The following is a 19,724-nucleotide window of genomic DNA, read 5'->3' on the forward strand; positions in this document are numbered from 1 at the left end:
ATAAGAAATTAACTTGCTAACGCTCTAACCAAAACTTCTTTTGCATCACATTCACTATAGTTCCCACCGTTATTAAGAATACTAGGAAAGTAATTATCCAACCCACAATCGGTATCAAACTAACCAAGGTGAGCAACAAAACTCCGATCACAACTTTGAACCAAGTTATAGTGATCTGCCCGTTTCCAATTAATTTTAGAAGCCATACCCCAGCCAAAACACCGGCATAAATACCAGAAAGCATTAAAAGTAAAATGTAGGCTAAAATAGTTAAGATTCCTAGCGGCAAGCCAAATATAGTTACAAATAGGAGCACGATAACCACTGGTACAATAACCACCGCCACGAATCCCTTACCAAGCTTAGCTAGCGGGTCAGCTATCGCATCTTGAACCACTGTTTCAGAAAAGCGCCTAAATAACCAAACCAGGATCAATGCTGCCACAATAGTAGTGATCAATTTGAAAACAAACAAAGCTCCCAGCAAAGCTGCGATCACATTCTCAGCATCGGGTTTTTGTGGCCTTTCAACCATTTTGAATACAGTTTCGCCTTCCACCACCGCTGCCTCATCTTTCTTTAAAATATTTTCACTCCGCCCCGCATAACCTAGACCACTATTTATAACAGCGGTTTCGCCCAGAGTTAAGCTGTCAGTTACCTCAGCTTCCACTTTCCCCGACACTTGTCCATTAATAGTCGCCACTCCGCCGTTTATCCTTACGTTACCAAGCACATTTCCGTCTAATGTCACCTGACCACCAACCAGAATTAGGTCTTTATTGACTGTCACATCAGACGAAACCAGGACCGATCCACCCATCACGATCAACTCGCCACCTACGTCACCGGTTAGTAAAATATTTCCACCCGCCACTCTCACATCGCCACCTACGTCACCGAGTACGGTCACCGAGCCACCAACCAGAGCAATATCGTCAGAAACCTTACCAGTAACTAAAACATTGCCACCAGCCGCGAATAAATCACCAGCGATATCAGCTGCTAGCGTAACATTACCTCCCGCTACATAGAGATTGTCATTTACCTCAACCCCTTTTTTGATTGACACCTCTTCACCGGCCTGTATGGTAGCCGCCAAAGATACTGTTGGCACCAAAACAACAGCCATTGCCATCAAAATAATTTTGTTTATTTTTTTCATATTAAGAATTATGAATTGTTCAATAAAACTACCCTCTTTATTTAATATGGTACTCCTATTATGGTCTTTTTACCAGAACAAACGCACTTTCTTCATAGCTTTGAATAATCTCACATACATATGAGACTCCTTAAATAAGGAGTAATGAGAATACATAACATTTTAAGGAACACCAGAGGGTTTGCCAAAGCGGCTGATAGTGCTCTAAAGTGGCAGACAATGAAAAACAAACAGGAGGTCGAAAGAAGAGTTAAAATACTCACGTTTTGGCAAAAACATGGTACTAATACCACCAAAGATGCTTTTGGCGTATCTAGACCAACTTTATTTAGATGGCAAAAAGAACTAAATGATAGTAATGGTAATATCCAAGCCCTAGACCCCAAGAGTACTGCTCCTAAGAAACGAAGAGTGAGACAGATATCACCACCACTAGAGCAAGCTATTATCAACTGGCGTACTAAGCGACCACGGATTGGTGGGAAAAAGCTGGTACCGCTATTGAAGAAGGAAGGATTCAAGGTGTCAGTTTCCTATGTTAATCGCTGTATCAGTGATCTTAAAGAACTAGGTAGACTACCGAATCCAGTTAAGCTCTCTTGGTACGCTAAGAGTGGTACACACAAAGAACAAAGAAAAACCAAGGTTAAAAAACAAAGAAGACCACAAAAACAAGGTTTGGAGATAGACACTATCGTGAGACACATAGATGGCACTAAACGGTACATACTCACCGCCATAGACATAGAAAGACGGTTTGCTTACGCTCGTACTTATACCAGTCATTCTTCAAATAGTGCTCGAGACTTTCTAAAACAACTTATACACTATACCCCTTTTAGTATAGATGAGATACAGACTGATAATGGTTCAGAATTCGCTAAATACTTCCACGAAGCTTGTTTAACTCTTAACATCAACCATTATCACACTTATCCACGTTGTCCTAAGATGAATGCCTATATAGAGCGATTCAATCGTACCGTTCAAGAAGAACACATTATTTATCACCGATCCCTGCTTCGAGATAGTATTCCTGACTTCAATGATTCACTGAATGAATGGTTGTATTGGTATAACCATGAGAGACCGCATGAAGGACTGGGTCTTTTGTCGCCCATGGAGTATTATAGAGAACATTATGAGATAGAGTCTCAAAGGTGGTGAGATCGTACAAGCTTTTGACAAGCACAAACAAATAAAGTAACTTACCGTCAGAATCATTTGTCATAGGAGAAAAAACAAATGAGTAGGTATAAGTACTTAGTGATAATGACAATATCTGGACCTTCTAAGTCGACATTGATAAGACTGATGGACTTTGCAGCTAACCAAGCACAAACAGAAGCACCTCACCATAAGCTAGCTCCGAACATTATGTTACATAGACCGTTTGAAACTACTGATGACACCAACCTCGTAGTTGACTCGTTAAATAAGTCTCTACGAAATGCAAGAAAAACACATGTGACTGTCGGTGAGCTACGGTATCACAATAGTAAATACTTAGTTTTACCAATTCATTCACCTCTAGAGCTGGCCAATCTGTGGGTAAATGTATGTAAGCAGATAAGTTTACTTTCTGGATACAAACCGCTTCCTTACGACCGAGAACGAATTCTAGATATCACTATCGCTTCAGGTATTTTAAATATAGGAGATGGTGCTAGACACAGGATTATAAGTCAAAAGTATACTCTTGGAAGGATAGAATTGTCTGATGTAAAATTGTTACGCAAACCAGTAAATGAACCAAGTTCAAATTGGGAAGAAGTTCAAACCTTCTCCCTACCAGACTGACCCCCTTCTTTTTGTTAAGAAGGGGTCTTTGTTAATTAAGTAAGCTTTGGTTGCAATTTAATATCAAGTACATACAATAGATTCATGCCAGAATTACCTGAAGTCGAGACAGTCCGCCTCCAACTACTAAACAAAGTGATTGGTAAAAAGATAGCAAAGATAGAGGTATTTCACCAAAAAACCATTGCCAATCAAACCGACTTTACCAAGCAACTGACCGGTAAAGCCATAGATCACATTGACCGGATCGGTAAGCTGATGATATTCAGTTTTTCGGGAGAACCTGATTTGTTTCTCCTGGTTCACTTGAAGATGACCGGGCAATTTTTCTATGTTGCCGGTAAAAATATTGTCGGCGGCGGACACTATGGTGGAGATAAAGATAGCCAGAATCTACCTAACAAACATACCAGAATCGCTTTTTACTTCTCTGATAAATCTGCCCTATTTTTCAACGACATGAGACTCTTTGGGTATGTAAAGACAGCCGATAGAGAGGAGGTAGAAAAAGCCAAAACAAAGTTTGGGCAAGAGCCAATTGCTGACAACTTTGATTACGAAGCGTTTGCCGCTAGGCTAAGAAAACGAAACACTAGCGTAAAAGCCGCCCTCTTGGATCAGTCTTTTATTGCCGGACTTGGTAACATCTATGTAGATGAAGCGTTATTTTTAGCTGGTGTCAGACCGACCCGTAAGGCTAGTAAAGTGACTAAAAAAGAAGCGTTGGCGATAGCCAAAGCCGGCGGAGAAATAATGAAAGAATCTATCAAAGTCGGAGGCACTACCTTCCAGCACTTTTTGGACACCGGCGGTGAAACCGGCAACTACACCGACTACCTGAAAGTTTTTGGTAAACAAAATACCAAGTGTCCGGTCTGTGGTACCATCATAAAAAAGATTAGGGTCGCTGGTCGTGGTACCCACTACTGTCCTAAGTGTCAAAAATAAGTATGAAAGATAATAAAAATAACGGAGGTGCGACCTTAAAGAGGAGCGGTGAGCGACGGGAAAAGGTCGTTCCTCCGTTATTTTTTATGTAAATTAGTTAACATTAATCGCTATTATGAATGTAAACATAGAAAAGAGTTGGCAAAAAGCTTTGGCGGAGGAATTTGAAAAACCTTATTTCAAAGATCTAACCGCCAAAGTTAGACAAGCGTACTTAGACGAAGTCATCTACCCGCATCCAAAAAATATTTTCAACGCTTTTTCCCTTTGTCCTTTTTCTGAAGTAAAAGTCGTAATATTGGGACAAGACCCTTATCATGGTCCCGGACAGGCGCACGGTCTTTGTTTTTCAGTGCCGGACGGCGTAAAAATACCACCGTCTCTTAATAATATTTATAAAGAAATAAAAGCTGATTTAGGTAAAGATATGCCCGATTCTGGGAACCTGGAACGCTGGGCTGAGCAGGGAGTATTACTCTTAAACGCTACCCTTACGGTACGCGGAGGTGTAGCCGGCTCGCACCAAGGCCTCGGTTGGGAGACTTTCACTGACACCATTATTAAAACCATCTCCGACCAAAAAGAGCATGTCGTCTTTTTGCTTTGGGGACGCTACGCTCAAGCTAAAACTAGTCTAATAGACAGTAGTAAGCACCTTATCCTCACCTCTCCACACCCTTCCCCTCTCTCCGCCCACAACGGCTGGTTTGGTAGTAAACACTTTAGCCAGACTAATGCTTACCTAGAGAAATACGAGCAAAAATCGATTGAGTGGTAGAAAATAAAAAACACTACAATACTATTTCTAATATTGTAGTGACATAAAAATGAACAAGTATTACTTATGATTTCCCAAGAAATTTTTTATATCCTGGAAAGTCTCTATACGACTGATTTGGAGCAGAAGGCAAACGTCTATCTTCTTTAAATCTTGCTGTATATTCGGCTTTTGACCTAATGCCAAGATTTTTAACCACAATCGAAGCCTCCTGCCAAGTTGGATAAAGTTTAATGTGACCTAAAAAAGAAATGAACCCCGGAAAATCTTTGTAAAATTTATGAGGAGTAGAAGGTAATTTTTTATCTTGTATATATTTTTCTTCGTACTCTTTCTTAGATTTTATACAAAGCCTAATAACGGCTTCTGAAGCCTCCTGCCAAGTTGGATAAAAATCTGTACCTAAAAATACATTATAACCAGGAAAATCTTTGTAAGATTCATTAGGTTTGCTTGGCAGACGATTATCTTCTCGATATCTTTGATGATATTCTAACTTCGACTTAATACACAAAGCCCTCGCTACCTCAGACGCCTCCTGCCAAGTTGAATAAAACTCACTTCGACAGTGATTTAATATACTCATTAAATCTACAATTTTATCTGAAAAAGTAAATTCAAATTCTTTACCTGAAACCTCGAAAATGTCTCTTGTGTAACCTTCTTTTTTTCGCTCCTTAGACGAAGTAAATTTCTCATGTAGATCTGAGATTTTATTCACCATCTCTCGCACAAGTTCAATTCGCTCCAAATTGCTAACAAAGTCATAGACAATAAGCTTTTCTTTTCCAGGTCTCGCCCCACGTCCAAGTTGTTGCTTGAAAATAGTATAAGACTCAGTCGTTCGACAAAAGACTACAAGACCAATCGAGGGTACATTCACACCTTCATTGAAAGCATTTATTGCACAAACACGACGTAATTCTCCGGTACCCAAAGCATCAAGTACAGCTTGATTTTTATCCCAAGTGTCTTTTTGACCTTTACCCTTTTTAGAATGGAAAGTATCTGCTGAATCCAATACTGTTGCCAAACGCTCAGCATGATCAACAGAAGCACAAAACACCACAGCTTTTTCATCACAAACATTGATAATTCTAGCAATTTCCTCATCACGCTTTTTGATAAAAAGACGACGATTAACTTCCGCCATCGAAAAACGCTTTTTGCCTTCACGGATTTCTTTAGCGATTTCCTTAAGCACTTCATCATCTAGATTTTCATCAATCATGACGTGGTACTCAATCCTTGGTAACCAACCTCGAGCAATCGCTTCCTCTAGACTTATATCTATCACCTCAGGACCAAAAACCTCACGAATATCTGCATCGTCCTGTCTATTTGGTGTAGCTGTAATACCAAGCTTTGGACCAGTAAAATAATCAACTACCGGACGATAGGTATCTGCTTCGGTATGATGAGCTTCATCTACAATAATCAGATCAAAATGATCAGATTTCCATTTACTAAGGTTATTACCCATAGTTTGCCAAGTAGCGAATACAATATCAGCCTCATAAGCACCTTTTTTAGAAAATCCGTTGTAAACAACCTTATTGTAATCCGTGTCAGAAAAAACCAAAGAATACTCTTCAACTGCGTGCTTTAGAATGAAATTATTGTGTACCAAAAAAAGAATTCGTTTAGCACAAAACTTTTTCGCTATAAAAGCTGAAGTCAGGGTCTTACCTAAGCCGGTAGCCATAACAACCAAAGCACGGAGTTTTTCGCGCAATCCTTCAATTGCAGGTCTTATAGCTAATTTTTGATAAATACGCGGTTTAATTAGCATCGTATCCTCCTTTCTTTGTAGATCTAAGTAATATTTATCAAACAACTACTTTATCCAAACTTAGCATAAAAAATTGACAAAATCAATATTATATTTTTTATACACCTTCCCCTCTCTCCGCCCACAACGGCTGGTTTGGTAGTAAACACTTTAGTCAGACTAATGCTTACCTGGAAAAATGTGGTCAGAAACCAATCGAATGGTAAATTCTAGTCCTACAGTCCCGAATTCAAAGAAACTTTAAATTGAAGTCTAAAGCCAGTGCGGTATAATTTACTGATGTTTCATAGACTGTTCTTATTCATTGTCTTATCCTCCGCTATGATTAGCGCTTCGGCTTTTTATATACACCAAAAAACGGTAGTAATAAGCGAAACAGCACAAGATATCACCCCTCCCCAAATAACAATCTCCAGCAGCAACGTAATCGAGTCTAAATTGAACGAGATTCAAGTACAGGTCGCGACCAGCTCGCCAAAATTAGCAACAAATCAGAGCACAACAACCCCAAAGACCGACAACTTAACTACTGATAAAAACAAAAAAATGACCATCACACCAAAAACTGAACCGCCAAAAAAAATAACCGAGACCGTACCAGAACCAATAGCCGCTGCTATTGTAACTACCCCCAAACCCACGCCACCCCCACCACTTAGACCATTGTCTTGGGGAATTTATACCGGTTCAACCCCACAAGAGATTAATGATTTTGAAGAAAGAGTATCAACAAATCCCGACTATCTAGCATACTTTGTCCACTGGGGTAATGGGGGCGGTAAACTACCGGCTTTTCTAAATGAATATGCCTATCAAAAAAATCGAACCTTAGTACTATTTTGGGAAGCTAGCGATTACCTAATTGGTGGTACCGAACAACCGGATTTTTCCTACCACAAAATCCTGCAAGGTTACTGGGACGAATATTTTGAAGACTTTGCGGAGCAATTAGCAGATTATGAAGGACCGGTTATTCTAATTCCTTTTTCCGAACTAAACGGTGACTGGACACCTTGGTCTGGCACTAAAAACGGTAATTCTCCCGAGCAGGCTGTCGCCGCTTACCGATATGTGCACAGTTATTTTGCCGATTTACCAAATGTAAAAATGGGTTGGGCGGTTAACTCTAATTCCGTTCCGGACACACCAAACAATCAGATTGAAAGATACTACCCGGGAGACGACTACGTCGATATTGTTGGTGTAGACGGCTTTAATATGAACTGGCCCTGGCTTAGCTTTAGTGAAATTTTCACTAGTCCACTCCAAACCCTTTCACAGTACAATAAACCAGTCTTTATCTTTTCCTTTGGTTCAGCTGAAGGGCCAGAAAAAGCAAACTGGTTGAAGGAAGGTTTGTATACCGTATTACCAAACTATCCTCTGGTAGAAGCTTGGATATATTTCAATCAAAATAAAGAAAGGAACTGGCTACTCTGGTCTGATGATGGCACCTTTAAAGTCTTTACTGATTATATAGAGAAATAAAAACCTAAATGCCCGCCAGCTTCGCTGGCGGGCATTTAGGTTTTTATTTTATTTATTCATACAATAATTCTGCTCCTTCCGCTACCGTAATAACATCAACGTCAGCTTTGCTCGTATACTCAACCAACCCCCTAAAAGCCTCTTCGTCTATACCCAGACCAAGAGACTCATCATCACTAATTTGATGGAACATAAAGATTAACCAGACTCTATTCTCCGCCGCAAAATCAACCCAACCCAACATCTCTTCTAAGCTCGTATTACGGTCAATTTGTTGCACCTTGAGAGAAAGAGGATCAGTCGTACCGTCGTTATAACCACGTTTAGTAGAACGAGCAAGCAAATATTCTGACTCACCCGCCATTTTTTCTATCTCTGAATTAAAATCTCCATACGGATAAGCGATAGTAGTAACTTCAAATCCAACTCTAGCTAAATCCTCTTTAGAACCACTGATTTCCGCTAATTGTTGATCATGATTTAAGCTAGTCAAATGAGCATGCGAACGAGTATGTGCGCCGATCTCGTGCCCGTTTTCAGATAAAGACCTTATCTGCTCGGTGTTAACATAAATTTGTCCCGATTTAACCGATGGCTCGCTATTGGACTTAAAAAGTGCTTTTATTTTTTCAAAAACACTTCCTGACTTATTAACCCCATTGATTGATTCATTGGTTATGATATAAAAAGTTCCCTTTAGACCACTATCATCTAAAACCGGCTTGGCAATGGTGTAGTGTTCCAACCACCCGTCATCAAACGAAAAGGATACCTTACCCCGATCAAAAGCCGCCGCATTACCTTCATAGAGATGATAATCATCTATCGTTAATTGCCCCACACCAGATAATATATGTAGCACTGTTGCCGACACAGCATTTTCAGGAGCAATAAAAGTAAACACATGCTGTTTCCAAACACTAGAAGGCTGAAGTTTAGCCACTTCCTTATACTTAAGAGTACCGTCAGTCATCGTGTACTCAAGAACCAAAGTCGTACCTAAATTTGCTGTATAAAAGTGGGAAAAAGTATACTCCTCACCAGGGGTTACTGTCACGTCGTCAAAGTACCACTTGGCGTCGCCATCAGTATAATTAGCAATCTCCACTTTGGCTCCTTGCCCAGAACTACCATCTACCGGGTAAGTAAATACTCGGTCATTGGTGCCCCAACCACCCTGATTCCAACCAACTGGATTATTATCACTACCTTCTTCAAGATTACCGTTTGTAATTAAGTTTTTTCCATTTATCTCAATCTTCTTTTTAGCTGGATAATTAACCGCAGCAGCATCTCCCTCACCGGTAGGATCAACCTGGTCAACAGAAAAACTAGCGATCACGAGCAAACCAGCCACCGCAACCAAAAGCCCTGCTACTTTTCTGGTATAAATTCTAGATAATAAATTTTTTAATTTATTATTTAATTCCATAGTTACCTACTATAATACACTTACATTATCAATAGCCAACTCACCAACCCCAGCAATCAGATGAAATACAGTTAAACTAACAGCGTTAGCCGGCACAGAAATCGCTTGACTGAAACTATTCCAAGCCCCGCCGGTAGACGGCAGATTTTGCACCAACTCATATTGGAACGAATTGTCAGCCAGGGTATATCTCACTACCACCTGTGAAGCAATCGTACTACTATAATCATCACCAATAGTGTAAGTAGCTCCACCGGTTACTGCCACATCATCGAAATACCATTTAGCGTCTCCGTCGGTGTAGTTAGCAATAGCCACTTTGGCACCATTACCTCCATTACCAGCTACCGGATAAGTGAGAACACGATCGTTAGTACCCCAGCCACCTTGGTGCCAATTGGTTGGATTACCATTTCCAGCATCATTCTCTAGATCACTGTTAAGCACTAGATTATTCCCCACCGGCGGCGGCGTACTATTTGCCACTGTCACACTGATATTTGTAGCGGTACCAACATTACCAGCAGCGTCACGAGCGGTAGCGGAAATAGTGTGTACACCATCAGCTACGGTAGTTGAGTCCCAAGCGAAAGTGTACGGAGCGGTAGTGTCTTCGGTTAAGACCGCTGTACCATCAATTAGAAGAGTTACTCCAGCAACAGCAACATTATCGTTAGCAGTAACATTAACACTCACATTACCGGCCACAGTGTCGTTGTTTACTGGTGAAGTAAGGCTGACAGTTGGAGCAGTGGTGTCGGTTGGAGGGGTGGTAGTGCTGTTATCAACTGTCACCGTTATTTCTACCTTAGCATTATTTCCAAACGGATCGCGAGTAGTAGCTTTTAGGATATGCGCCCCATCAGCAACTGTAGTTGAATCCCAAACAAACTCATAAGGAGCAGTCGTATCTTCAGCGGCTAAAGGTGTTCCATCAACCGCAAAGAAGACACCAGCCACCGCTGTATCATCACTACTAGACGCAGTTAGAGTAATAGTCCCAGAGATTGTGTCCCCCTGAAGTGGATTTATAAATTCAACCACCGGTGGATTAATTTCAGATGGTGTACCGGTACCGGTTTCAAACAAACCAACCTCATCAATCGTAAGTGTTGTTACTGTACTAATCAGATGATACAGCGTTACGTTCACAACGTTAGCCGGCGGAACAAACTTACCGGAGATTTGTGTCCAATTAGCTGCAGCCGGGATTTCTTTAATAACACCAAAGTAATGCTCAGAACCGTCAGCGAATTGATAACGTCCAATCACGTCAGAGATAGTTCCGGCTTTATACTTAGTCGTATAGGTGTACTCAACACCTGGTGTTACAGCGACTGGAGCAGGTGCCCACTTAGCGTCGCCATCATCTAAAGCAGTATAGCTAGTAATGACCACCTCAGCCCCATTACCTCCATCAGAACCAGCCACCGGATAGTTAAATACTCGTGTATGACTTCCCCAGCCAGCCGGAGTCCAACCAACCGGATTACCATCGGCTCCAACTTGTTCAAAGTCTCCATTTTGGATTAAGTTAACTCCCACCGGCGGCGGCATAGTTGTACTATTATCGACTGTTATATCAATATCTACACTAGACCCTAATTGCCCATCAGTATCATGCGCTGTGGCAGATATGGTATGTAAACCATTCGTTACAGTGTTCGAATCCCACACAAACACATGAGGTGAACCAGAATTTGTGGTCTGAATCTGTACACCATCTACCAAAAGGTTAATGTCAGAAATACCTACATTGTCTATGGCTGTAACCTGTACATTTACTAGACCAGAAACAGTATCTCCATTACTGGGTGCTTTTACATTAACAGTTGGAGATACAACATCGGTAGCGCCACTTGGATCAACCACCTTCACATCATCAATGGTAAGTTCACCGACTCCGGCGATTAAGTGGAATAGAGTCATCGAGACAGCGTTGGCTGGTGTAGTGACAGTTCCCGAGAAAGTCTGCCATGCGCCGCCAGTACTTGGTAAGGCCTGCACAAAAGCATACTGCACAGAACTATCAGCCATGGTATATCTAACCAAGACGTCAGTAGCGATAGTAGAGTTGTAACTATCCCCGATAGAATAATCTTTTCCACCAGTCACAGCCACATCATCAAAGTACCATTTAGCGTCTCCGTCGGTGTAGTTAGTAATAGCCACTTTGGCACCATTACCAGTGTTGCCTGGAGTTGGGTAAGTAAAGACAGGATTGTTAGTTCCCCAGCCACCCTGATGCCAGTTAGATGGACTGCCATTTCCAGCGTTATTTTCTAAATCACCGTTACTAACTATGTTTGTGTAAAATACCGCTGAGTCATTAACGATTTTCCAACCTACCGCTTTATCTGAGCTATTCCCAACACCATCCGTCGCCTTAGCTACAACTGTATAAGTACCGTCCGATACAACTGTTGAATCAAACTCAAATATGTACGGTGAACTGCTAGATGTAAAATATGTACCGTCAATTGGTCCTAAGGTATCAGGACTCAATAGATAAAATTCTACATTTGTGATTCCTGAAAGATCGGTAGCTTCAATTCTTACGTTCTTAATTCCTGTTATATCAGATAGGTTACCGGGCACAATATCAACACTTGGTCCTGCAGTGTCAGGAGTAGTAGAAGAATTGTTTACAATCACATTAACAACGTCTGACTGAGCTGAGTTCTGATTTACATCGGTAGCTTCAATAAATACTGCATGATTACCATTAGCGTAAGCGGTTGTATCTAATTCTAAACTATATGGTGAAACACCATCAACACGAATAGACTTTCCATCAACAAATAACTGTACAAAACTTACACCAACATTATCAGTAACATCCGCATTCACGAACACTGTACCAGTAATTTCTTGCCCATCTGTCAAAGACGTTATACTCACCGTCGGCGGAGTTGTATCCGCTGTACTGGTGCTGTTTGGATCAACCACCTTCACATCATCAATGGTAAGTTCACCGACTCCGGCGATTAAGTGGAATAGAGTCATCGAGACAGCGTTGGCTGGTGTAGTGACAGTTCCCGAGAAAGTCTGCCATGCGCCGCCAGTACTTGGTAAGGCCTGCACAAAAGCATACTGCACAGAACTATCAGCCATGGTATATCTAACCAAGACGTCAGTAGCGATAGTAGAGTTGTAACTATCCCCGATAGAATAATCTTTTCCACCAGTCACAGCCACATCATCAAAGTACCATTTAGCGTCTCCGTCGGTGTAGTTAGTAATAGCCACTTTGGCACCATTACCAGTGTTGCCTGGAGTTGGGTAAGTAAAGACAGGATTGTTAGTTCCCCAGCCACCCTGATGCCAACCGGTTGGACCAGCGGTTTCAAAGTCTCCGTTTACCACTAAGTTATTAGTGGTAGTAGCGGTGGTGGTACCACTATTATTTACTGTTACATTAATGCTAGGAGTATTAGCTGTATTACCAGCTGTGTCATGTATATGACCAGCCAAGGTGTAAGTTCCATCAGCTACCGAGGTAGTATCCCAAGAAACTGCAAACGGTGGCTCTGAATCACCGACCCCCACCTCTGTTCCATCAACCTCCAGATGAACAGAAGCTACACCAACATTATCAGTTGCATTAACCTCAACCGATACCACCCCGGAAATAACATCTCCATCTGCGATATTGGTAATTGTTCCGGTTGGCGGCGTAACGTCTCCACTAGCAGCCAAAGTCAAAGAATAATCATCAACCACTAGTTGCCCGATACCGTAAATTTCATGAAAGATAGTAACAGTCTGAATACCACTTGGTACAATAAAGTTAATTGTATTTGTGGTAGGTGTCGAAGTGGCTGGCACAGTGGCTAAGTATTGGTAAGTGGCTGTACCGTCAGGACGAATGAATTGAGCGGTTAAGTCAGACGGGATATTGGCGGTGTATTGATTTTTGAAAGTATACTCAGCTCCAGGAGTAACAAAAACCGGTGAAAAAGCCCACTTAGCACTACCACTTTGGTAATCTAATATTTCTACCTTGGCAGCCTTACTGCCAGCTAACCCAGCTACCGGGTAAGTGTAAATTGGATTCATGACACCATACCAACTCTGTACCCAGTCAAGTGGAGTACCGGCTAGAGCTCCTTCAGTTTCCAGTGACGGATTAGAGATCAAGTTACCTGAACCTATTCCATTATCCAGATACATGTTGATACTTTGTGATGAGGTAAGACCGGCACTATCAGTTACTGTCAAAATAATCTCCATATAAACGTCCGGATCATTGTGGTCGTCAGCGATAAAATTAATATCTTTCACGCCACTAAACTGCTGCACGGTATGAGTATGAGTGTTATGGTGCAGTAACACTGTCCAAGCAAAAGCTGAGGCCGGTAAGGTACCGTCCTCTGGATCAGTCCCATCACCAGAAACCGCTACGCTTTCTAACGCTTTATATAGAGAACCCGAAGCCGGGCTAACAATCTTGGCTTGCGGTGCCTGGTTACCAGCTGTGATAGTTATACTTTTGGCTGCCACCGCTCCAAAAGTATCGGTCACTGTCACACTAGCTAAGTAACTACCATTACTATTATAAATATGAGTTGGATTAGCTTCAGTAGAAGTACTACCGTCACCAAAATCCCAAGCGTAGGTTATGGCATCACCATCAGGATCAGCTGTCCCAGCCGTAGAGAAATCAACTGATAGTGGAGTTAGTCCAGAAATCGGGTTGGCCGACAATTGTACTACCGGTCGACGATTACCGTTAGTATGAGTCACTCGCATCAAGTTACCAGTAACAATATCAAGATAGTAAATACTGCCATCAAGACCGTTGGTAATTTCAACCGGCCAAGTCATACCACCACTAAAGTTTTCTACCGATACTAGGTTACCAGCCGCATCCAACACCATTCGCTTCAACCACATCTGAGCATAATCACCAATCAAGATACTGGTTTCATAATTAGCTGGGTAAGCACTGTTTGAGAAAAAGGCACCAGCGGTAATTGATCCAGCTCCTGCTGAGTTGTGTGGGTAAGTATACAATGGACTGGTACTAGTAGAAGAAGGAGAACAAGCGTAGCTAGTCGTACTGTTACCCTCAATACATGGCCAACCATAGTTGGCGCCCTTTTTAACCTCATTCATCTCTTCCCAACTACTCCAACCAACATCACCTCCGTACATTTTTCCGGTTTTTGGATCAAAGTTGAAACGGAACATATTTCTAAACCCTAGAGCATAAACCTTTGAACGATTAGAGTTCGGATTTCCGTCATAAAAAGGATTGTCTGCCGGAGCGGTACCGTCAGTGTTGATACGCAGCACTTTTCCGGCCAAAGAATCAATGTTTTGGGCTCGCAAAGCCCGCGGGTCAACTGCCGCAAAGTCAGCTCCATCACCTAAAGTAGCGTAAAGATATCCATCTGGACCAAACCTTAGACCACCAGCACTGTGACTACTGGAGTCAGACGGAATACAATCAGCTGTTACTGCAAAATCTTCACAAGAAGGAGCGGCCGCTGAACCACCAACAGTCCCCACTAAGACGACCTTGCTGGACTCACTAGCAGTATCACCCACTACCGTAAGACGGACGATACGTGCTGTCTTAGAACTCGCCACGTTGGTTCCGGGAGAGTTTTCGTAGGTGTAAGAAAGATAAATATAACCATTAGTCGAGAAGTTTGGGTCAACCGCAATACCCAAAAGACCTCTGTCGCCAAAGGTGTTCACATCAGTCAGAGACACTAAGGGGTTAGGTAGTACCACGCCGTCTTTAACAATCTTAACGGTTCCACTTTTTTCAGTAACAAAAATACGCCCATCAGGAGCAAAAGCCACTGCTGTCGCCAATGAAAAACCACCCGCCACTACCCCAGACTCAAAACCTGGCTCAACGATCTGAGCACTAGCAAAGAGCGGTGCCGAAAAGACAAGAATACCGGCTACTATACCAAAGATTAGTGTACTGAGTTTTACGACATAATCCGAAAAAGTATCCTTTATTTTTTCAACACCTGCTATTACCCCTACTTTTGCTTTTGACATACTTATTTTATTTAAAACTACTGACCTATTAATATGAATAAATCCTAATAAAAATACGATAAAACCCGATACTGCTAAAACTTGGAAAACCGAATCTGAAATAACCACAGCCAAACCAGTAGCTACAGTCGCCACAAAATGCTTCACAAATATCACCTGTGGTTCAGAAGCACCAGACGCCAAACCCATAGTCAACACTGTGAACAGCAACGAAAATAGATAAAAACTAACAGCTATCAGTATAAATAAGGCTATAATCCGGTTAATCAGCACATTTTTTACCACTCCACCGCCTTTGCCATAAGTCTGAAAAGCGGATTGTAACTTATCACCCCGAAAAAAATTTATAATAGCGGCGATACCGATAATTAGAAAATGAACGATAAGTAAGAGTCCTGAGAACGGGAAAGGCATAGTGATTAATTATTATTGTGATTACTAGTAAAGCGCTGCGGATGGAACCAGGTTAGATTTTTACGACGTAAAATAACCTCTTTGACCATTTGTTCCAAGAATATATACGAGTTGATAACCATGATAAAAGCGTACGGTATAGGTATCAACAACAACTCTGGACGCTTTTCCTTCCAAGCTGCAAATATAGCAAAAAGTATCGCTATTGCAAAATAAGCCAGAATAAATCCGCCAAAATACTTTAGACTGATAAAAGGTAACACGAATAACAGAAAAGCAAAAATAGTACCCTCAATATACATCATCGATAATTCCAAAGCCACTTTGGGCTGCCTGGTCACCAATTTACGATGTTTTAAAAGACACTGCCAACCACCAGCAAACCAACGACGCATTTGGTTTATGTATGAATGTAGTGTAGCTGGATCTTGGGTATACACAATAATCCGGCGATCATACATAATCTTTAGATCCTGCTCATGCAAACGATAAGTAAAATCAAGATCTTCGGTCAAGGTATCATGCTCAAAACTGATGTATTTATTAAAATGCTCAGTTCTAAAAACTCCAGCCGCTCCCGGAATCACAAACAAAAAAGCTAAATGGTGTTGAGCTAACTTATGTAAATTCTGACCAACCGCGTATTCATACGCCCGACAAGCAGTCAACCAGTTATGTCTCAGACTTCGTACGTAACCACCGACAGCCGTCAGTTCCGGATTCTTTGTATAATCTTCCTCCACAAACTCTACGAACCGCTCATTCAACATCGTGTCACCATCAGTACTGATAAAAACATCACCAGTAACAAATTTAAGACCAATCTCTTGCGCATAACTTTTGTTGCCAGTTGCTTTTGGCAAAGTAATCACCTGAATTCGATCGCCAAATTTTTTAAGAATTTCGCCACTACGGTCTGTACTACCATCATTAACCACAATAACCTGGTCTGGCAACCGGGTTTGATTAAGACATGAGCTCACACATGCCTCGATAGATTTTTCCTCGTTGTGACAAGGTATAAGTATTGAAATCTTCATTTTATATAAGGCCTTATATTTTCTTCACCACAGAAGACATAGAGAAGACAAGCAAGATGCAAGCAGTACACCCTACGTACAGAAACAGGATTTTTCTTCACTGGAGAACGAAAACTTACCTAACAATCTATCTTAAAAATAGAGTTTTGTCAAGCCTTGGCATTGACAAATATCCTATATTTTATACAGTTTAAGTTGTTCTGATCATAATAAGGAGAGAAAATGAAGCTCCCTCGCCAACATAAACAAAAACTGCTTAGTTTGTTTAACGAAAAAGTCTTAATAAGACTTGCCTTGTGGGATAACCTTGGCAAGGACCCACAAAAAATACTTAAGTATATAAATTCAATTATTGAAAAAATTGAATTTAATTTAGCAGAATCACCCAGTTTCTACCCTAAAGGTGCTGGGGTAAATATTAAATGCTTTAAACTTTACTTTGGTTTAGCCGGTAATAGACCACTGAGACAAACAGATGTTTTGCACCATCTTAATCTTAAGACTTGTACCAGAGAAATAGGGAGAAAAGTATCTAGGGCAGCTAAGATAATAACAAACGAAATCACCAGACTCACGAACTTTGGTGAAATCCCTGTTCAGTGCATATATTTACCAAGGGATGTTACATCAAAACTTAGCAGGCTTAAGATAACTACAGTAGAGTCTCTACGTGAACACCTGGGTAACGAATTAAAAGATTTAAATATCATAGGGTCAAGCAGACTTAAACAAACCAAACAAAAACTAGCATGTTTAGACAGTCTGACAAACTAAGTATTACTAAAAAGCCGCTCATTAACGGCTTTTTGTTTTTATATCAAACTTCCCTACCCCTCCTTCGCGACGATCATTGCTTTTACACGCATGGTAGAGACCACGGCATCACGAGCTCGTTCATCAAGTTGCATAGTGATAAACTTGATGGTTTCCTCTAGGTTTGGAATCATCACGTTTTCGAGAGCCGATACACGACGGCGGGTTTTTTCGATTTCTTCTGCTAAGTTTTCAGCGGTTTTCTCAAGAGCCGCTAAGCGTACGATGTCGACAAACACTTCATCGAACTTCACGATTGCATTATCCAAGTCTCCGGTAGTTCCGGTAAATCCGTATGAAAAAGCAGAACCTTCTTTAGAGATTTTAAACTCCGGAATCTTAACTGACATCACGTTTTTTACCCCAACCTCAAGCGAGGTCTTGGCATTTGGCACCAAGAGAGCAATCTCTTGGTCTAGTCGTGAAGTCATCGCACTTGAGCGCTGATACGAATCAAAAGCTCGTCCCAACCTCTCTTCTACCACTTGGCGCAAATCGCGGGTTTCAAAAATAATCGTCATGAATTTTTTGATCAAACCATCACGTTTATCTTTAAGAAGTTTATGACCCTTTTTAGCCACCTTAAGTTCTTTCTTAAGATTCAGTAGCGATATTCGGGTTGGGCTAACTTTAAGTATCATAATTTATTAATTATGCAGCTTTAGGCATGTACTCATCAACCAAAGCTGGCTTCACTCGCTTTAGGGATTCGCGCGGCAACATTGAAAGTAGTTTCCAGCCAATATCCAAAGATTCATCAACCGAACGGTTATCAAACTCACCTTGTCCGACAAATTCCTTTTCAAAGGCATCCGCAAAGCGCAAGTGAGCCTTATCTGATTCGTCCAAAGAAGCTTCTCCCAGTACCACTGCCAGTTCTCGCACCTCCTTTCCTACCGCGTACGATGCAAACAGCTGGTCTTTGAGATCTTTATGATCACCACGAGTTTTACCTTCACCTACCCCAGCCGACCAGAGCCGAGACAATGAACCTTGTACATCCACCGGTGGAAAGACTCCCTTGCGGTACAAGTCACGAGAAATTACAAATTGCCCCTCAGTAATATAACCAGTTAGGTCAGGTACTGGGTGAGTCTTGTCATCATCCGGCATGCTCAAGATTGGAATCTGAGTAATTGTCCCCGACTTACCTTTTACTCGTCCGGCTCGTTCGTAGATCATGGACAAGTCAGTGTAAAGATAGCCAGGATAACCACGACGACCCGGCACCTCTTTTCGTACTGAAGACACCTCTCGCAAAGCTTCACAGTAGTTGGTCATGTCAGTCAAAATCACCAAAACATGCATTCCCTTTTCAAAAGCCAGATACTCAGCGGTGGTTAGCGCCATACGCGGTGTTGAAATACGTTCTACCACTGGGTCAGCAGCGGTATTAATAAAAAGCACACTTCGCTCCAATGAACCAGCTTCTTCAAATTGTCGCTTGAAGTACTCAGCTTCTTCAAAAGATACACCTAGAGTAGCAAACACAATCGCAAACTCTCCCCCATCTTTCACTTTAGCTTGCCTTGCGATCTGGGCCGCCAAACGTGAGTGTGGCAAACCAGCACCAGAAAAGATCGGTAGCTTTTGTCCTCGTACCAAAGTATTCATCACATCAATTGACGAAATACCAGTCTGAATGAAGTCATTTGGAAATTCGCGGCTGTATGGGTTGATAGCGTTTCCGTTGATGTCGATTTTTTGTTCTGGAATTATGTCGGGACCACCGTCAGCGATTACTCCAGCACCGGTGAAAACACGACCAAGCATATCAGCACTTACCCCCAACTTTAGAGTGTCTCCCATAAAGCGGACCCTTGTGTCTTTAGCTTGAACACCAGCAGTTGGGTCAAACATCTGCACTACCGCTTTGTCCTCTGATACATCAAGCACCTTACCTAGTCTGACTTGATTTTCACCAGGAACATTTACCTCTACTAATTCTTCATATTTAACACCACTAACACCTTCGACAACCATAAGTGGTCCGGTGATTGATGATACTGTTTTATATTCTTTCTGACTCATAC

Annotated in this window: 13 protein-coding genes; 6 read left to right on the forward strand and 7 right to left on the reverse strand. The window is 41.6% G+C overall.

Annotated elements, in window-relative coordinates; translation table 11 throughout:
- Window positions 1–16 precede the first annotated feature (16 nt).
- A complete protein-coding gene (locus H6779_01030) occupies window positions 17–1,165 on the reverse strand; it encodes a hypothetical protein (protein ID USN88013.1) in 1,149 nt (382 codons plus the stop codon).
- Window positions 1,166–1,309: 144 nt separating this feature from the next.
- Here H6779_01030 and H6779_01035 point away from each other — a divergent pair, with 144 nt between their 5' ends.
- The 4 genes from H6779_01035 (at window position 1,310) to ung (ending at window position 4,691) form a co-directional block, all read left to right on the forward strand.
- Window positions 1,310–2,332, forward strand: coding sequence for a transposase (locus tag H6779_01035; GenBank protein USN88014.1), 1,023 nt, complete (start codon window positions 1,310–1,312; stop codon window positions 2,330–2,332).
- A gap of 105 nt (window positions 2,333–2,437) precedes the next feature.
- Window positions 2,438–2,965, forward strand: coding sequence for a hypothetical protein (locus H6779_01040; protein ID USN88015.1), 528 nt, complete (start codon window positions 2,438–2,440; stop codon window positions 2,963–2,965).
- Window positions 2,966–3,049: 84 nt separating this feature from the next.
- Complete coding sequence (gene mutM / locus H6779_01045; protein ID USN88016.1) at window positions 3,050–3,913, forward strand: bifunctional DNA-formamidopyrimidine glycosylase/DNA-(apurinic or apyrimidinic site) lyase; 864 nt, start codon at window positions 3,050–3,052, stop codon at window positions 3,911–3,913.
- A gap of 115 nt (window positions 3,914–4,028) precedes the next feature.
- Window positions 4,029–4,691: a uracil-DNA glycosylase gene (gene ung, locus H6779_01050; GenBank protein USN88017.1), complete on the forward strand. Its 663-nt coding sequence runs from the start codon at window positions 4,029–4,031 to the stop codon at window positions 4,689–4,691.
- A gap of 64 nt (window positions 4,692–4,755) precedes the next feature.
- Here the strand turns inward: ung and H6779_01055 are convergent, their stop codons facing one another.
- Window positions 4,756–6,483 carry a DEAD/DEAH box helicase family protein gene (locus tag H6779_01055; GenBank protein USN88018.1) on the reverse strand — a complete coding sequence of 576 codons (1,728 nt, stop codon included), beginning with the start codon at window positions 6,481–6,483 and terminating at the stop codon, window positions 4,756–4,758.
- A 321-nt stretch (window positions 6,484–6,804) separates the two neighbouring features.
- Between H6779_01055 and H6779_01060 the strand changes: the two genes are divergently transcribed.
- Complete coding sequence (locus tag H6779_01060; protein ID USN88019.1) at window positions 6,805–7,971, forward strand: hypothetical protein; 1,167 nt, start codon at window positions 6,805–6,807, stop codon at window positions 7,969–7,971.
- A 52-nt stretch (window positions 7,972–8,023) separates the two neighbouring features.
- On the opposite strand, the gene H6779_01065 is transcribed toward H6779_01060, so the two are convergent.
- The 3 genes from H6779_01065 to H6779_01075 are packed head-to-tail and all read right to left on the reverse strand — an operon-like array spanning window position 8,024 to window position 16,878.
- Window positions 8,024–9,403 carry a polysaccharide deacetylase family protein gene (locus tag H6779_01065; GenBank protein USN88020.1) on the reverse strand — a complete coding sequence of 460 codons (1,380 nt, stop codon included), beginning with the start codon at window positions 9,401–9,403 and terminating at the stop codon, window positions 8,024–8,026.
- A gap of 9 nt (window positions 9,404–9,412) precedes the next feature.
- Window positions 9,413–15,838, reverse strand: coding sequence for a PQQ-dependent sugar dehydrogenase (locus tag H6779_01070; protein USN88021.1), 6,426 nt, complete (start codon window positions 15,836–15,838; stop codon window positions 9,413–9,415).
- 5 nt (window positions 15,839–15,843) lie between these two features.
- Window positions 15,844–16,878, reverse strand: a complete 1,035-nt coding sequence (locus H6779_01075) for a glycosyltransferase (protein USN88022.1) — start codon at window positions 16,876–16,878, stop codon at window positions 15,844–15,846.
- A gap of 261 nt (window positions 16,879–17,139) precedes the next feature.
- Between H6779_01075 and H6779_01080 the strand changes: the two genes are divergently transcribed.
- The gene (locus tag H6779_01080; protein USN88023.1) at window positions 17,140–17,652 is read left to right on the forward strand and encodes a hypothetical protein; all 513 of its coding nucleotides are present in this window, start codon (window positions 17,140–17,142) and stop codon (window positions 17,650–17,652) included.
- 53 nt (window positions 17,653–17,705) lie between these two features.
- Here H6779_01080 and H6779_01085 read toward each other — a convergent pair whose 3' ends face one another.
- Window positions 17,706–18,332 (reverse strand): V-type ATP synthase subunit D, encoded by a 627-nt coding sequence (locus H6779_01085; protein ID USN88024.1) that lies wholly within the window; start codon window positions 18,330–18,332, stop codon window positions 17,706–17,708.
- Between the two features lie 10 nt (window positions 18,333–18,342).
- Complete coding sequence (locus tag H6779_01090; GenBank protein ID USN88025.1) at window positions 18,343–19,722, reverse strand: V-type ATP synthase subunit B; 1,380 nt, start codon at window positions 19,720–19,722, stop codon at window positions 18,343–18,345.
- Window positions 19,723–19,724: the final 2 nt, after the last annotated feature.

It is taken from the genome of Candidatus Nomurabacteria bacterium (assembly GCA_023898525.1).
Taxonomy (GTDB): Bacteria; Patescibacteriota; Minisyncoccia; order Phycocordibacterales; family UBA918; genus OLB19.

Bases quoted from the DNA above. Each gene is read 5' to 3' on its own strand.
- H6779_01070 (USN88021.1), bottom strand. From the start codon at position 15,838: ATGCCTTTCCCGTTCTCAGGACTCTTACTTATCGTTCATTTTCTAATT.
- H6779_01060 (USN88019.1), top strand. From the start codon at position 6,805: ATGATTAGCGCTTCGGCTTTTTATATACACCAAAAAACGGTAGTAATA.
- H6779_01065 (USN88020.1), bottom strand. From the start codon at position 9,403: ATGGAATTAAATAATAAATTAAAAAATTTATTATCTAGAATTTATACC.
- H6779_01090 (USN88025.1), bottom strand. From the start codon at position 19,722: ATGAGTCAGAAAGAATATAAAACAGTATCATCAATCACCGGACCACTT.
- H6779_01055 (USN88018.1), bottom strand. From the start codon at position 6,483: ATGCTAATTAAACCGCGTATTTATCAAAAATTAGCTATAAGACCTGCA.
- H6779_01075 (USN88022.1), bottom strand. From the start codon at position 16,878: ATGAAGATTTCAATACTTATACCTTGTCACAACGAGGAAAAATCTATC.
- mutM (USN88016.1), top strand. From the start codon at position 3,050: ATGCCAGAATTACCTGAAGTCGAGACAGTCCGCCTCCAACTACTAAAC.
- H6779_01035 (USN88014.1), top strand. From the start codon at position 1,310: ATGAGAATACATAACATTTTAAGGAACACCAGAGGGTTTGCCAAAGCG.
- H6779_01040 (USN88015.1), top strand. From the start codon at position 2,438: ATGACAATATCTGGACCTTCTAAGTCGACATTGATAAGACTGATGGAC.
- ung (USN88017.1), top strand. From the start codon at position 4,029: ATGAATGTAAACATAGAAAAGAGTTGGCAAAAAGCTTTGGCGGAGGAA.
- H6779_01085 (USN88024.1), bottom strand. From the start codon at position 18,332: ATGATACTTAAAGTTAGCCCAACCCGAATATCGCTACTGAATCTTAAG.
- H6779_01030 (USN88013.1), bottom strand. From the start codon at position 1,165: ATGAAAAAAATAAACAAAATTATTTTGATGGCAATGGCTGTTGTTTTG.